Consider the following 15,511-nt stretch of genomic DNA (forward strand, 5'->3'; position numbering starts at 1 on the left):
TTTCGCAACCACTTACTGTGGATTTTAAGGTTGAGTCTTTTGGGGTTCACCGTTCCATGAATACTTACAGCTCAGATACAATACGGCTCCTAACATTAACGAAATCGCTAAGAAGAACACACCCAGTTGATAATGGTTAGTCACCCAAGTTTTAATCAAATATCCACCCACTAACCCTGCTAACGCCATTTGAATCGAACCCGAAAGTGCAGAGACAGCACCAGCCTGAAATTTGTGTGGGGAAATCAGCAAACGAATCGACAGTGGAAAAGACAACCCCTGCGCAACCGTTAGCCACGTGAAGGCAAAAATCACATTGAACAAAGTAAAAGGCATCACCACCAGCCACACACCGGAAAGTGCAATTAAGACAAAGGAAGCCATTAATAACCGACTCACAGAATAGTAACGCGTGAGAATATTTAACGTGATCGACCCTGCCAACAATCCAGCAGACGGAATAATCATAACGAGACCATACTCCGCAACACTTAGTCCAAGTTGATTCTGCAGGATGAAAGGCAAGATAGAGACCGACACCACAGCCGCTAAATACGTAAACCAGTTATAACTCGCGCTACTGATCACCTGAGGGTTAACCAACAAACAACCGTAGTTCTTCATGACGGTTATCGCCTTAAATCGTTTCTTTCCATATGGCAAAGTTTCAGGCAGGATTTTCCAACCGACAAAGAAGATACTCGCCAAATAAATCAACACAAAGCCAAATACCGCTTGCCAGCCAAAGTAAAACGCAATCGCTCCGCCAATGACAGGCGAAAGTATCGGAATAATTGACGCCGTGATGGAAAGGTAAGAAAGGGCTTTCGTAAATTGGGCCCCTTCATAACTATCACGCAATACACTCCGGCCGAGCACCGAGGCACTTCCCGCGCCAAGCCCCTGTAACAGGCGGCCAAACTCTAGCCACGCAAGTTGGTCTGAAAACGCGTAGCAAACCGCGGTGCCGACCAAATAAATCCCCTGCCCAAACAAGAAAACAGGACGGCGGCCAATCGCATCCGATAACGGACCGTAAAATAGCTGAGAGAGCCCGAAACCAACAAGAAAAAGCGTCACGAGCAACTGTATTTGAGCCTGGCTGACCGACAATGACTCACTGATCGCTGGCAGTGCAGGCAAATAAATACTCACACCCACCTGCCCCGTCGCGATAATCATAATCGCCAGCAGCATTGGCATTTTATCGAATCTAGGTTTCCCGATACAGAGAGAGTCAACAGACGCAGCTGACAATAGGTTACTACTCGACACTTTATTGATAGCTGACTCCTTATTGACCGAGCTGGCAAAGTCGTTTGAGCTCATAGGATTGGAATCACTCATTCTACATTAACAACTTTATCTTGATAATTCGTCAGATAGGAAATAGATTAAATCCACTCAGGAATTAAAGGGCAACGTGATGGATTGGGTCGAAGGAATACGCAGCTACATTCAAGTCGTGGATCAAGGCAGTTTCAAAGGTGCAGCCATGAAACTCAACACAACCAGCTCGGCAATCAGTAAGAGAGTCCATTCGTTAGAGCAACGGTTAGGTGTTCAGCTATTGTTGCGGACCACTCGTTCAGTCACCCAAACCGAAGCAGGCGCCCTGTTTTACCAGCGTTCCAAGGCTCAGCTAGACAGTTGGCAGTCCGTCATTGATGAAACTCGGAGCATCAACAAAACACCGGCCGGACTTCTAAAAATAGGTGCCACGCTTGCGGTGGGCTCCAAATTCCTTGTTCAGCATTTCGATGAGTTTCTCCAGCAATATCCCGACATTCGCATCCAACTCATCACAACGACCCCGGGTCAATTACCAGAATTAAGCCTCGATCTTTTTATCTCTCGTGAAATCGAACAGCTCAATTCTTTGAGTTTCATTGCGAAGCCTCTGTTTTCTCACCAAGCTGGGTTTTATGCCTCTCCCGATTACATTAAGAAATTTGGTATTCCTGAAAACACCAACGAACTTGTGAAGCACAATGTGCTGACCTGGGGAGAGCAACCACACCGAGAGGTCACCCTAGCCAAAAACAAACGCATTCATTTGACGGGAAATTTCTCTACAACCAACCCTGAAGCACTGTTTTACGCAGGAAAAAGCGGGATGGGCATTCTCCTGACCAACAACTTCATGATCAAAGAAGAGCTCAATTCAGGTGCCTTGATTCGAATTCTTCCTGACATAACCGTCGATGAAGGAACGCTGTTCGCTTACTACCCTAAGCTGGAATACCAGCACACTCGTACCGAGCTATTTATCAATTACCTAAGAGGTAAGCTCGCACTGACTCATTCCGCGTAGCTTGATTCAACGCTTGCTTGATTCAACGCTTGCTTGATTCACCGCTTGTTTCACTGACCAAGCAAGCCTGAATTCCTCATCATTTAAACGTGTAAAAATTTAGCCATTATTTTTACAATTTAACGCTATGATTCTTCGAAAATTAATAAAATCTTAACACTGAATTACTGGGTTCTTGTTTGCAAAAAAGCGTGATCAGTACCATAGTAACTAGGTGCATATAATAACTATTAAAGTAGAAATAACACCATAACGTGAGATCTCAATATGGCTATGAGACTAGAAAACACGGGTGCAATAGGCTTAGATGAAGTAAATGAAACCTTGCTAATGGAAGGCGATACTCTACTCGACCACGTCACGCTGAAATTGCATCAAACCTTCAAGAGTTTCTCTACCTGTGTCGTAGAGTACGACAAGTTACGCTATCACGCTCAGACACTCTCTAACGCGTGCCAGGGAACATTGAAACCAACCATTAATTACCCATTAAAAAACACCCCTTGTGAAAAAGTAGGGAAATCGACGGAAGACTACAGCTTGTTTTCTGGAGACTTGCAAAGCCAGTTCCCTCTCGACAGCTACATCATTGAAAACGGCCTTCGAGGCTACATTGGTATACCACTGAAGAGCCATTCTGGTGAAATACTGGGGGTGCTTCTTTCAACATTTAACAACGATATTGACGACCCTGGTGAGCTGCTTTTTTACCACAGTTTAATGGCCAATATCATCGTACACAGTCTACGTTCTAAGTGGCTAGCACAACGCTCAGACAGCTTAGTCAATCAACTCAGTTATGAAGTTTCTCACGACACATTGACAGGGTTACGTAATCGAAGCTGTTTATCTGACAGGCTCGAAACGTTAAGCCAGTCTTCATCCAACCCTTTTACTTTGGCTTATTTGGATATCGACAATTTCAAATCCATTAACGATATCTATGGTAACTATATTGGCGACCAAGTACTGAGATTCACCGCCAAAGTGATTGCTGATTCAATCTCTGAAAACAACCTCACATTTCGTATTGCCGGCGATGAATTTGCCTTTATTACTTACAACAGTGACCCAATTCGCATCTGCCACGAGATAATTCATCTCCTTAAGCAGGGCTATAAAGACTCTTCACACAACATTAGTGTCTCTGTCAGTATTGGTATTACTCGAACTCAAGATCAAGGGTTAACAGCGGAGCAGATGATTCTCAATGCCAGTCTGGCACTCAAAGATTGTAAAAAGAACAACGGCAGTAAAATCCGCTGCTACGATACCCAGCTCAGCTCGGTTTATCACCGTAAAACACAGGTCATCAATGCGTTAAGAAGTGAACTCGCCAAGCCAAAAAACCAACCAAGTGAGATCTATGTTGCTGCGCAGCCAATAGTGCATAAACATAGCCCGCGATGGAGCTACTTTGAGATATTGGCAAGGTGGAACAGTGCGCAGCTGGGCAGCATATCGCCACTTGAGTTTATTGAAGCCGCTGAACAATCAGGGTTAATCATTGAGCTTGGAGCGCGCATTGTTCAACTCGCGTGTGAAGCCAAACTGGATCTCGAAAAAGGGTTAGGACACAAGGTGAAGCTGGGTATCAACTGCTCAGCTCATGAATTAAGCAGTTCGGAGCGTTACATCAAACACCTGACCAATACCCTGAATAGTTATGGTTTTGATCCACATGACTTTGTTATTGAATTGACAGAAACCGTGTTGATTACTCGAGGCGATGAAGTAAAAACGATATTAGACAAGCTCAAAGGGTTTGGTTTTACCATTGCTTTGGATGATTTTGGCACTGGGTACTCAAGCCTTAACTACCTGCATAGTTACCCGATCGATTGCATTAAGATTGATGCGACCTTCATTCGAAACATGCTCAACAATAGAAAATCAGAACGAGTTGTGAAGCTCATCATCCAACTCGCTGAACAACTCGATGTCGCGTTAGTCGCAGAAGGCGTTGAGACCATTGAAGCGCTAGAAAAGCTCTACTCTATGGGATGCTTGCAGATTCAAGGTTACTATTTTTCTCGTCCAGAAATCCCGCATGTCGTGATTAACAATTACTACACCTCGGTCAATAACAATGACGGCGTTAAAAGTGCGTAATTGAAGCGCATCAGGGGAAAACGTATCGCCCTGTTTAACTAACCAAATAGAATTTGAGACGGGACACAAAATAGAAAAAGCACCGAGGTAATCTCAGTGCTTTTTATTGTCTCAGATATCTAATCGCCTCATAAAGCCAATTTTTTCAGACAGTTAACTGTTTCAGATTTCTAATTGCATCAGGCAACTAGGAATCGTTCGCGGCAAAGCTTAAAGATTGATTGCTCAAAAGTTCGTCCAATTCATTACGCCTTGCAACAAACCCTGCCATCTCTTTCTTGGGAACAGAATTAGCCATTGGGATATTGGCTGTCATAGCGTTAACGGCTTTGCCTCGAATCATCAATTCATAGTGAATATGAGGCCCAGTCACACGACCTGTCGCGCCTGCCAATCCAATTCTTTGTCCACGACTGACGGTTTGCCCTTTACGAACCAAAATCTTACTGAGATGCAAATAACGCGTTTTGTAAGTGCTGCCGTGCTGTATCACGACATATTTACCCGCATATGGGTGATTACGTGTCATGGCGACGACACCATCACCCGTTGAGACGATTGGCGTGCCCGTTGGGGTGGCCCAGTCTGTGCCATTGTGGGGTGACACTCTTCCGGTCACAGGGTGCAAACGTCTAGGATTAAAAGAAGAGCTCAAACGATAGGAGCCATTAACGGGCTTTCTTTGGAATGCTCTTTGTAGGCTATTTCCTTCGTTGTCGTAGTACTGACCATCTCTGTGTAAATACGCAGACACTTCGCGTCCACGATTGTAAATCTTCACGGCTTGAATCTCGCGATTCCCAGTCAGTGTGCTGTCAACGTATTGGCGAGATTGTACGATTTCAAATCGATCACCCGCTCTTAAATCACGAGAGAAATTGATCTTATCTTTTAGCAACGACACCACTTGTTCAATTTCGGCGCTACCAAGGCCTGCTCTATTAACAGATTGTGAGAAGCTGCCGTTGATCTCGCCTACCAATGGAGACTCTATCCATTCTCCTGGGATTTGAATAGATTCAAACTCGTAATCGCCATCATCCAAACGCGTATAGACCACCTGATCCACGATGCTAAATTTCAATTCCATGCGCGCGAGAGTGGAGCTCTCTTCACCTTGCCAGAAACGCAGCGTATTCCCTGGCCTTAGAGTATCTAACGCGAGGTAGTTGAGATCGGTTTCCATGATTCTCATCATATCCTGATAACGAAAACCAAGCTGAGTGACGATGGAACTGAGGTTGTCTCCAGGTTGGATCTCGTATTCAAAATCGGGTACATCAACACTGACGACATCGGAATCAAGTGACGCATCCAGAAAATCATTCACGGTCTGAGAGCTTGGCAACGACAATTCGATGGTGGTTTTTGAAGTACGTGGACTCAAGGTAGAAAAAAAGATAATAGCGACAATAGGCAAACTGATAGCAAAGAGCTTTTTGCGCTTTGAGAGCGCTGAATATCGGTTTACAAAAGAATTTGAACTCACGAGCTGTTCCGTATTTGATGATAAATCTGTCGATTAGACTAAGGCTTTCTCTGTAAAAAGTCACCTAGCGAAAGCAAATGCCGTGTAAAACTGTGTCATTCATAGGGCTGCTTACACTACCCTGTGTTCATAGTAAGTACTTACCTAACAACTTACTAACGTTCTGAATACAAATAGCGTTCCCTTCTAGAATGGAACCGAACGCTTTGAACTGCCTAGAAAAATGGAAGGATCCAAAGCAAACATCCGTTCGCGAGGATCCACTCAGCTAAGAGCCCGGATTCAACTCAAAGTCTTCGGTAAGAATGAATATCTGGCTCTTTTTCACGGTCGGCCTTTTGGCCATAGGCTGCTCAGGTTCTCGAGTCAGGTAGTCCACATCAATGATAATCGTTGAAATCTCTTCATCTGCCGCCTCTGGATTGCCTTCTTGATTGTCTTCTAACGAAAGTGTTGGGGTCGAGTCTCTTATTGTGATCGACTCAAGTTGGATTCGGTCGCCCAAGAATTGAGAGTGAGATAAAATCATCCGATCTCGCATCGCATCGTAGCGATAGAGCGCAATGTAGTAAAAAACGCCCGTTCCTTGATTAGATACAGCAAGTGACGATAGATAGACTGTTTCACCAGAGACCTCAATAGGTATGATGGATTCCATATCAATCGAAACGCCACCGCGTTCCAATCCAGAGTCATATTGCCCAACCGCCAGTGACCGTTTTTCATCAATAAAGCTTATAAACGCAAACGCATCAATCTCGGGCACATCAATAGTCAAAGGGTTGCTTGAGCGGATATCAAATAGTTGACCAACGATTGGATTCAAAGGCGCGTGATTAGGAAACTTTTGTAAGATGTCCTCATCGCTCAAACTGAAGCGGTAAATACCCGCAATCACCACAAAAAATAGCAATACAATTGGAATCAATAAAATCAGTGGGATGGGTAAAATGCGTTTTTTCATAGCCTATAAACTCTAAATGAGAAAATTCTTAAGCGTGACTCTCTGGGCTTGGAAGAGGTGCTTAGCAGTGACATATTCTATACTCAACGATACGCTACCACAATTTCCTTCCTAAAGAAGAACACGAGGTAAAGGCATGGTAAGTAAAACGTCAATTCACATGGCGGATTGCAGTTGCGGTCTAGTAAGTTTGGTTTGCAGAGGCGAACCCATCCGTTCAGCGGTTTGCCACTGCTTTGAATGCCAAAAACGGACAGGCAGTGTGTTCGGGGTTCAAGTTCGCTTTTTATCCGAACAAGTCTCTTACAATGGGGAGCTAACCCAATATACGCGTGTCGCAGATAGTGGAAACACAGTGACTTATCACTTTTGTCCTAGGTGCAGTACCACTATGTTGATGAAACTCAGCGCGGCCCCCGACTCCATCGTCGTGCCTATCGGTATTTTTTCAGATCATGACTTCCCGCCCCCTAGCTTTTCAGTCTATGAGCAGCGCAAGCAAGGCTGGGTTAAATTCGATTGCCAAATTGAACACTTTGATTAACTCGTCAGTTTGAGCAGGTAACTATGCAAATCTACTCATTCCAGAAAACACAAAACAACAACATTGATTACACTTTCGACACATAATTCGACTATAAATCAATCATCTGGCGATAAAAACTGAATATTTAGCGAATATTAATGAATAGTATTGCACCAAAGTCGATTTGTAGATATTATCCACGCCAATGAACGAATATGGATGTTTAGACATTTTTCACCACGGATATTGGTAAAATTTGACTAGTAGTAACATGAGTAAAAAAATGCAGAATCAAACTCAATCTATCGATACGCCAAAAACGAAAGGCAACTTTTGGATGTTCTTCATCCCTTCGCTGATCGGCCTTTTTCTTTTTATGGCACCTACCAGCTATGACGGCGGTCTTACGATTCCTGTCGCTGTACTGGCGAAATCACTGCAAGCACTGTTGGGTGATTCGCTCGTTTCAATCATTGTAGCGATTGTTGCCTTCATGGCCGCGTCATCATTGGTGTACAAGGTATATCAACCGAGTTTGGTGAAAAACAACGAATTCCTACACGGCTTATTTAGCCCATCACCACTTTGGTTGGCTGTTAGAGTCATCGGTGGTATCGCCGTTACACTGACCTTTTTCCAAGTTGGTCCTATGGCTATTTGGGAAGAGAATACTGGCGGTTTAGTTTTAGAAGGGCTTTTGCCTTCACTGTTTTCTGTCTTCATTTTTGCAGGGTTACTACTTCCACTGCTGCTTAACTTCGGTTTGCTAGAACTGTTTGGCACGCTCTTAAGCAAGATCATGCGCCCAGTGTTCAACCTGCCTGGTCGTAGCGCGATCGACTGTATGACGTCATGGCTTGGTGATGGCAGTGTCGGCATCTTGCTCACCAGCAAACAGTACGAAAATAAATTCTATACTCAGCGTGAAGCGGCCATCGTTGGTACTACATTTTCAGCGGTATCGATTACATTCAGCCTTGTGATCATCGCGCAGGTTGAACTTGAGCATCTGTTCTTACCTTTCTACGGTGCCGTCTGTTTAGCAGGTCTAGTCGCCGCGATTATCATCCCAAGATTGCCACCACTAAGTCGCAAGAAAGACACATTCATTGATGGTACCACTCGTGATGAAGATGCGGATTTGGTTCCAAAAGGTCACTCAACATTTTCATGGGGCTTAGAGCAAGCGCGCAATAAAGCGGGTCAAGTCACGTCTTTGAAATCAGTGTTTGGTGATGGCGTTAAAAACGCTGTCGATATGGTTTTTGGTGTACTGCCTGTTGTCATGGGCCTAGGTACGATTGCACTTGTTATTGCTGAGTACACATCGGTGTTCTCTATTTTAGGTACGCCTTTTATTCCATTCCTTGAATTGTTAGGTATCCCAGAAGCGGTACAAGCGTCGCAAACAATGGTTGTTGGTTTTGCCGACATGTTTATCCCAGCCATTCTTGCTGCGTCGATTGATAATGAAATGACTCGTTTTGTTATTGCCGCAATGTCAGTCACTCAGCTTATCTATATGTCAGAAGTTGGTGCGCTACTGCTGGGTAGCCGTATTCCAGTCAACATTTTAGAGCTGTTTATCATCTTCATCTTGCGTACAATTATTACATTGCCCGTCATTGCAGGTGTTGCGCACTTAATATTCTAAGCACGCTTAAAATAGCGTTCAGTGAAAACACATTAAAGAATACTCCTTTCGAGGGGGTATTCTTTTTTTTGATTGAATACACGCAAAATCAACCCATTTAGATGCATAATTCGACAAGATAAACAGGGTTAATTGATTACATTTTGATGTAAAGCAAGGAAGCATCCCTTATACTGTAAGCAGAACCTGACTAAACTTTGTACCTAAATAGGATACAAATTGCTCTAGCCGAATTGAGGTCTGCCGAATGAAATGGATTTTTCCACTATTACTTTTTATCAGTTTTTCGTCTCACGCGACACCGCTTGTCATCCGCCTATCTGACACTTCAGCCGTCACTCTCACTTACACGAAAATCAGCAAAGAAATCCCTTCAAATTCATTTAAGACTGAACTGCCTTGGTATGAAGAATCCAACACCTATACTGGTATCCGTGTCACTGACTTGATCAGCTATTTAGGAAAGCAACCTAGCGACGTAAGCGCCGTTTCATTTATCGCATTGAATGACTATGCGGCGAGTACAACCATTGATGATATTTTGCAGTATGACCCTATCATTGCTTACAAAATGAATGAAAAAAAAATGAAAGTACGAAATAAAGGACCGTATTGGCTGGTCTTTAATGTGGATAAGTACCCAGAAATTGATAATGACATCTTTTACACCCAGATGGTTTGGCAAATCGACGAAGTTATCATCCACTCCAAGCCTTAACGGCTTTTGATGTTAGAGAGCGCTTGATACCCGTATGCATACACTTCTTTCCAAATCGAAGACACTACTGATTCTGCTTTCTATCATCTTGATCGTAGCGAATTTTTATTTTCTTTCGTCTACTCGACAGCTCACAAAGTCTTATACGAATCAACAAAATCAAGCATCGTGGTTCCTATTCCAACTGACAAAAGAGTTTGCAGAACTTAAAGCGATCACGCCTTATATGAATGAAAGTGACGCAGAGTTTGATAAGACTTGGCTCAAGTACGAGCTGACCTGGAGTCGATTTGATATTTTGCTTTACAATCAACAATCGCATGGCTTTATGTCATTAGAAGGCGCGCAGTCTTTTTTCGAGGGCTTATTTGAGCGATTCCAAGCACTCGAAGTAAAGTTCAAGCGGGCAGATAACCCCGTGCTTTTGTCGGCTTTAAGCGCCGATCTTGAGGTTATTTTTGATGACATGATCGCCTTCATTAACGAAAACTATCGTTTGAAGAATCCGATACATAAGCAACGGATAGAGAGTGCACAGCAAGTCACCTACGTCCAATACCTACTGATGTTTCTTCTGTTTAGTTGTATCGCGCTGGTCAGTTACATCTTCTACCAAGAATCAAAGCATCATAAGATTCTTGCCTACACTGACACATTGACGGGCATCTCTAACCGATTTTCACTTTTTGAAGCGCTAAAGAACTTTAAAAGTAACAAGCCTTTTGCGCTCTTTTTACTCGATTTAAATGGGTTTAAGTCCGTTAATGATAGCTTTGGTCATCAGGCTGGGGATGAAGCACTCTCTCAGATCGCATGGCGACTCAACAATATGATCCCTCTAAAGAACTATACCGCGTATCGAATGGGAGGAGACGAATTCGCATTGATTCTAAGGTCAGGAGACACAAACGAAATTGACACTATGAAGAGTCATATTGAGGCCTGTTTTGAAGAAACCATGCATCTAAAAGGTGGCTTTAATGTTCGCCTAGGTACAAGCATTGGGATCAGTCGCTACCCTGAAGACTCTAAAGAAATCAATCAATTGATCTCCATCGCTGATCACAATATGTACCAAATGAAATTCTCTCAAAAATCAAACGATCCGCGACGCTAGCAATATCCATTGATGCCTTAGAATCCAACGTTTTGTTGAAGCAATCTTCTTTAGAAGCAGCGTTCTTAAACGCAATAAAAGGAGACTCACGTTCCGCTCTAGATGAATTCTTTAGTTAAATTCTATACGCTCAATAAAAAGAGCCAATCGACAATGCGACTGGCTCTTTCAATATAGTAACCTTCACCCTTTTTATTGCTCAAGGCCCCCGCAGAGAACAATCAAGTGGACATCATCAGCCCTTATTTTTAACTATCGATAAATCGACTTCGTCGATTGCCTTACAATCAGATCTATAGGTGGTAACCTTGCTTCGTGCCTGTCTCCAGAAAGCAGATTCAATACCGATTCAGCACAGACAGCGCCAATTTCTTCAATCGGCTGACGCAGTGTGGTCAACGCAGGCGTAAAATACTTCGATTCAGGCAAGTCATCAAAGCCAATCACAGACACATCCTCAGGAATTTTATAGCCGTTATCAGTAAGTGCTTTTATCGCGCCATAAGCCGTTTGATCATTCGCCGCAAAAATCGCTGAAAAGTGAACCTTTGATTCCAGTAATTCTATCGTCTTTTCATACCCTAACTCACTACTGAAATCCCCTTGCTTCACCAACTTAGCGTTCACCTTAATTTCAGACTCTGCCAACGCTTTTTTGTAGCCTTCATAACGCGCACCCGAATCTGGTTGACTCGGGTGTCCTTTGATATGAGCAATATTGACATGCCCCTGCTGCAATAAATGCAGGGTTGCAATATAGCCACCTAGGTTGTTGTTTAAATTAAGGCTACGGATATTTTTCCCTTCCACATCATAGCCCACCGTCACCACTGGGATAGACTCCGCTGCCTTCAAAATTAATTCCTGCTTTAAATGCCCAGTGACGATGATGATCGCGTCAACATTGTTTTTGGTGAGGTATTCCAGCGCGTGTGTTTCCAGCTTACTTTGCCAATGACCGGTCGCAATGATCATTGAGTAGCCCTGTGCAATCAGCGTCTTCTCCATATCATTGAGAATTCGACTGGAATACGGGCTATCAGGGTGTTGAATCAGCACACCAATCGTCATTGATCGACGGTTTGTTTTTTGTTGAACGGGGTAACTAGGCTTATAACCTATTGTTTTAATCGCCTGTTCAATATTCTGGCTTTTATCATCCGACACATAGGTGGTTCGGTTCAAAAAGCGAGATACCGTACTTGGCGAAACGCCAGCAAGCTTAGCAACATCGTAAACTGTCGGTGCTTTGATCTTTTTTGTCATTGTGTGTACACCCTATATAGCAAGCAAAACACGCAGATTAGAGCGTGATTCCACGAATTCAATCAACCTGTTAGTAAAGTGAGATCTTTATGGAAGAACATACGGTTAACTGCTCTTCGTTTAAGCAATTACTATTAGACTCTTCTCTAAACATCCCACTTACTTGCACCTATATCGCCATTAAATGACTAATCCAGTCTGTTAAGATAAATATAGTGCAAGCAAGTGACCATTTTACAGATGCACCCTCTATTTAAAGAGGTACGCAAAGATCATCCCAGGTCTAAAGTAGCGACCTGCCGTATATTTCAATCCCGTACTCAGTAGGTACTTTTGCACCCCTTCCTGCATGGTTTGGTCAATCACGCCAGAGACCAAACCGCTAAACTCATTACGATCTGTGGTCATATCCGGACTGACTCGGCCATCAGACAGCAGACACTCTGATTGCTTCAGTACCTTGAGCCACTCTGTTGTAAGTGATGACTCTACTGAGAACTCACTGGCGAGTGCATCAGCGTCGACCGAAACCGAACAGTTGAAACCTTCTGGCGCAGCAAATGGGATCTTGGCGTACTGATACAAGGCAGTGTACACGGTGTCCATCAGCGTTTGAGCCTGTTCATGCTTGCCTGCAAGATTCAATGCTGTGGCAACGCTAAACTGAACCCCAATCCAAACATCTTGCGCCTGGAACGCCTCATGTGGTGCTCCATCAGCAAGCGTCATATTGGCTACGCCCAGCTTAGGGCTGTTGTTGAGGAAGTTTTGTTGGTAAGTGAAGTCCAGCGTACGCTCTATTCGATCTTGTGGGAACAGTCCGTCTAAGCCAACGAGCTTAAGATAACTGTCTGCCAGTAGCGAATCACCGAAACTGTTGTCAGAATCAAGCACAAGCGACTGATAGCTCTCGGTAAATGCCGCAGGCGCTATTTCTAAAAGCTGCTGCTTTTTAATCCCACGCTGTTCAACCTTTCCTTGCGAGCTACTAAGATCAGTTTCATTTAAGTAGTCATTAAGAAGGTTCTTATCATCAATGGCGTTACCCGATAGCGTTAGGCCGAGTGTTTGCAGATTTTCATAGCCTTTCCCCGTCAAATGCTTCGCTTGAACTGGCGTCACATAGAAATGGTAGTACCCCGCCTTCTCGTCCCATAAGCTCTGCTCAACCGTTTCAAGCGCTTGCTCTGAACGAGAAAGGTAGTCCGCGGCTAACTCATTTTCTTCCATCAATAACGCTAATTCATGCCCTGCTTTTAAGCCTGCTGCCCATAAGCTCGCGCAATAGATTGAGATACCATGTGAAGAGAGATTATCAAACGTATCGTCAGTGCCACGTGTTAATGGCAGCGTGTCGCCTTCTTCAATTAAGCCAGATAGGAAGTCGATGCTCTCTTTAACTGCGGTCCAGCACGACTCAACCACCGAGCGGTCTTTGCTATGTTGGTAATGGCGGAAAACCATCAGAATGTATTTCGGCGCGAGGTCTTTCCACTCTTTTACATTGTGCCAACTGTACGCGTCAGGCTGAATGTCATACGGGCTGCCCAAATCATGAATAACCGCGCCGCGTATCGCTCTTGTACCTTGATACTTCTGGTCACACAGCTCGGCATTGGGTTTGTCTTCATATTCCCAGTAACGTCTCACGGCATCATCTTCCGCTAAGATGGCGTTCGCGAATTCTTTCATCACGCAACCATCAAGCTCGGGCAATAGGTAGAGCAGCGAGAACGAACCATAAAAATAAACGTCAAGCGAGTTGAAAAACGGATAGTCAACACACTCTTTCACTAAGAATTTATCTTGGCAATCCCACACCGTTGATTCTGATAAAAACGACAGCGTGTTCATCGCCATTGTGGCGTAACGAAGCGTCGTATCCGCGTCCGTGATTTTCTTGCCAGCCTCTTCAATAAAACGTTGCTGTTGTTCAATGATACGTTGCTCTATGGAGACAAGCTGCGGCAAACACTCGTCAAGAATCGCATTGGCTTTTTTCTCTTCAGGGAAGAATTGAGTGTAAGCCTTCTTCGATTCCCAACCGTTCAACAAGATCTTGCTGTGATCCATCACCTGAGCAAAACGTAAATCAACCGTTTCACCGGGCGCTAGCTCAACTTGTACGGTGACTATCGCACTCAGCGGCTCACGACCACTGTAAATACCTCTATCAAATTCACTGTTTACACGGCCACTATTCAGAGCCTTGGCAACCTGATCTTGCACATTCGTTTGGTAAATTGAAGGCTTGCTTGAGATGCAAACCTTGCCCGATTTCACCATCGCGCTGTCAGCCTGAACGCCAAAGATCACTTGGCCTTCCACATCACTTTGATAAGGTGAATCACTCTCTAGAGAGACCCCTGAGAAAGCACGCTCTTGATGTTCAAATCGAATGGATTCATGACGCTGTGCAATGGCATTTTGCGTCAGCGTACAAGCCGAATCTTGAACGCCATCGCGGCCTTTTCTGTAAGTCGAACCTATCAAATTTGCCAGCGGCTGAACCAAGGTAACAAGCTTTGGCTTATCTGAACGATTTTTTAGCTCGAAATGGTTCCAGTGAAGAGGCAATGAACAAAGCTTTTTGTCCTCTTTTACCAATGGAGAAACCACTTTACGGCTGATCTTTACATCGCCAAACCCGTCGTAGTGATACTCAGCCATTGGATAGAGCGCTTGATACTGAACGTGCTCACCCTTTATAGACTCTATGTCGCCGCCTCGGTTAGCCGTTAATGAGAGGGACTTAGCCGTATTATTGGTCAACAATCCATTAAAAAAGTCGAGTGCCACATGGATCTGTGTATTGAATGAACCTGGATCGGCGTCAATAAATAGCTGAGTTCGACTTGAAAACTCGATATTCCAACGAGTGAATGACTCTTTGTTTTCAGAATAAAAACGCCTTGAAACAAGTGATGACTTTATTTCATCAAGAACATTTAAACCTGAAGTAAAATCAATTTCTTCACCATTAAAAACAGCGGGATAATAATTAAGGCACGACTGTAAATCACTCATACACTTTATTTCTAGGCAATCTAAGCTCAGAGGTTCCATCACCGATGCGTAGAAATCGTTGAAATGGATATCATCATCAGAACAATCAATGAAAATACCCGGAATGAAACTAAAGTTTGGTGTGTCACCATTCGGTGTCAGAGTAAATGTATTACCAATACCACCGATTGCCATGCCCGTGTTTTCAGGCGTCGTCGAGATAGGTGTGTACCATGGTTGTATGAATTCAACCGCATCGCCTTTCTGGCTTAAATCTTTCGCACTACCTTGGTAGCTTGTATATGGAATTTTATTCATCATTTTTTAAAATCCAATATTGAATAT

At 43.8% G+C, this 15,511-nt stretch carries 11 protein-coding genes; 6 read left to right on the plus strand and 5 right to left on the minus strand.

What is annotated here, in order from left to right:
* Positions 1-24: 24 nt before the first annotated feature.
* On the minus strand, positions 25-1,203 hold the full coding sequence (locus BCU12_RS09120) for a multidrug effflux MFS transporter (RefSeq protein WP_102404025.1): 1,179 nt from the start codon (positions 1,201-1,203) through the stop codon (positions 25-27).
* 223 nt (positions 1,204-1,426) lie between these two features.
* Between BCU12_RS09120 and BCU12_RS09125 the strand changes: the two genes are divergently transcribed.
* Both BCU12_RS09125 and BCU12_RS09130 read left to right on the plus strand, forming a co-directional pair.
* A complete protein-coding gene (locus BCU12_RS09125; protein ID WP_102404013.1) occupies positions 1,427-2,314 on the plus strand; it encodes a LysR family transcriptional regulator in 888 nt (295 codons plus the stop codon).
* A 267-nt stretch (positions 2,315-2,581) separates the two neighbouring features.
* Positions 2,582-4,426 (plus strand): GGDEF domain-containing phosphodiesterase, encoded by a 1,845-nt coding sequence (locus tag BCU12_RS09130; protein WP_102404014.1) that lies wholly within the window; start codon positions 2,582-2,584, stop codon positions 4,424-4,426.
* Positions 4,427-4,613: 187 nt separating this feature from the next.
* On the opposite strand, the gene BCU12_RS09135 is transcribed toward BCU12_RS09130, so the two are convergent.
* Positions 4,614-5,915: a peptidoglycan DD-metalloendopeptidase family protein gene (locus tag BCU12_RS09135; RefSeq protein WP_102404015.1), complete on the minus strand. Its 1,302-nt coding sequence runs from the start codon at positions 5,913-5,915 to the stop codon at positions 4,614-4,616.
* A 268-nt stretch (positions 5,916-6,183) separates the two neighbouring features.
* Positions 6,184-6,879, minus strand: coding sequence for a hypothetical protein (locus tag BCU12_RS09140; protein ID WP_102404016.1), 696 nt, complete (start codon positions 6,877-6,879; stop codon positions 6,184-6,186).
* A gap of 136 nt (positions 6,880-7,015) precedes the next feature.
* Here BCU12_RS09140 and BCU12_RS09145 point away from each other — a divergent pair, with 136 nt between their 5' ends.
* From BCU12_RS09145 to BCU12_RS09160, 4 genes are all read left to right on the plus strand, one after another.
* Positions 7,016-7,423 (plus strand): GFA family protein, encoded by a 408-nt coding sequence (locus BCU12_RS09145; RefSeq protein WP_102404017.1) that lies wholly within the window; start codon positions 7,016-7,018, stop codon positions 7,421-7,423.
* Positions 7,424-7,688: 265 nt separating this feature from the next.
* A complete protein-coding gene (locus BCU12_RS09150) occupies positions 7,689-9,059 on the plus strand; it encodes a YjiH family protein (RefSeq protein ID WP_102404018.1) in 1,371 nt (456 codons plus the stop codon).
* 247 nt (positions 9,060-9,306) lie between these two features.
* Entirely contained in the window at positions 9,307-9,777 is a 471-nt protein-coding gene (locus BCU12_RS09155; protein WP_102404019.1) for a molybdopterin-dependent oxidoreductase, read from the plus strand.
* A gap of 34 nt (positions 9,778-9,811) precedes the next feature.
* On the plus strand, positions 9,812-10,894 hold the full coding sequence (locus BCU12_RS09160; RefSeq protein ID WP_102404020.1) for a GGDEF domain-containing protein: 1,083 nt from the start codon (positions 9,812-9,814) through the stop codon (positions 10,892-10,894).
* A gap of 252 nt (positions 10,895-11,146) precedes the next feature.
* On the opposite strand, the gene BCU12_RS09165 is transcribed toward BCU12_RS09160, so the two are convergent.
* Entirely contained in the window at positions 11,147-12,160 is a 1,014-nt protein-coding gene (locus tag BCU12_RS09165) for a substrate-binding domain-containing protein (protein WP_102404021.1), read from the minus strand.
* 249 nt (positions 12,161-12,409) lie between these two features.
* Positions 12,410-15,487: a GH116 family glycosyl hydrolase gene (locus BCU12_RS09170; protein ID WP_102404022.1), complete on the minus strand. Its 3,078-nt coding sequence runs from the start codon at positions 15,485-15,487 to the stop codon at positions 12,410-12,412.
* Positions 15,488-15,511 lie beyond the last annotated feature (24 nt).

Origin of the sequence: Vibrio sp. 10N.261.55.A7, from assembly GCF_002877365.1 — a bacterium.
In the GTDB taxonomy this organism is placed as follows: Bacteria; Pseudomonadota; Gammaproteobacteria; order Enterobacterales; family Vibrionaceae; genus Vibrio.

Excerpts from the sequence above, each read along its gene's own strand:
- BCU12_RS09130 (WP_102404014.1), top strand. The coding sequence starts at position 2,582 with ATGGCTATGAGACTAGAAAACACGGGTGCAATAGGCTTAGATGAAGTA.
- BCU12_RS09155 (WP_102404019.1), top strand. The coding sequence starts at position 9,307 with ATGAAATGGATTTTTCCACTATTACTTTTTATCAGTTTTTCGTCTCAC.
- BCU12_RS09150 (WP_102404018.1), top strand. The coding sequence starts at position 7,689 with ATGCAGAATCAAACTCAATCTATCGATACGCCAAAAACGAAAGGCAAC.
- BCU12_RS09165 (WP_102404021.1), bottom strand. The coding sequence starts at position 12,160 with ATGACAAAAAAGATCAAAGCACCGACAGTTTACGATGTTGCTAAGCTT.
- BCU12_RS09170 (WP_102404022.1), bottom strand. The coding sequence starts at position 15,487 with ATGATGAATAAAATTCCATATACAAGCTACCAAGGTAGTGCGAAAGAT.
- BCU12_RS09160 (WP_102404020.1), top strand. The coding sequence starts at position 9,812 with ATGCATACACTTCTTTCCAAATCGAAGACACTACTGATTCTGCTTTCT.
- BCU12_RS09125 (WP_102404013.1), top strand. The coding sequence starts at position 1,427 with ATGGATTGGGTCGAAGGAATACGCAGCTACATTCAAGTCGTGGATCAA.
- BCU12_RS09120 (WP_102404025.1), bottom strand. The coding sequence starts at position 1,203 with ATGCCAATGCTGCTGGCGATTATGATTATCGCGACGGGGCAGGTGGGT.
- BCU12_RS09140 (WP_102404016.1), bottom strand. The coding sequence starts at position 6,879 with ATGAAAAAACGCATTTTACCCATCCCACTGATTTTATTGATTCCAATT.
- BCU12_RS09145 (WP_102404017.1), top strand. The coding sequence starts at position 7,016 with ATGGTAAGTAAAACGTCAATTCACATGGCGGATTGCAGTTGCGGTCTA.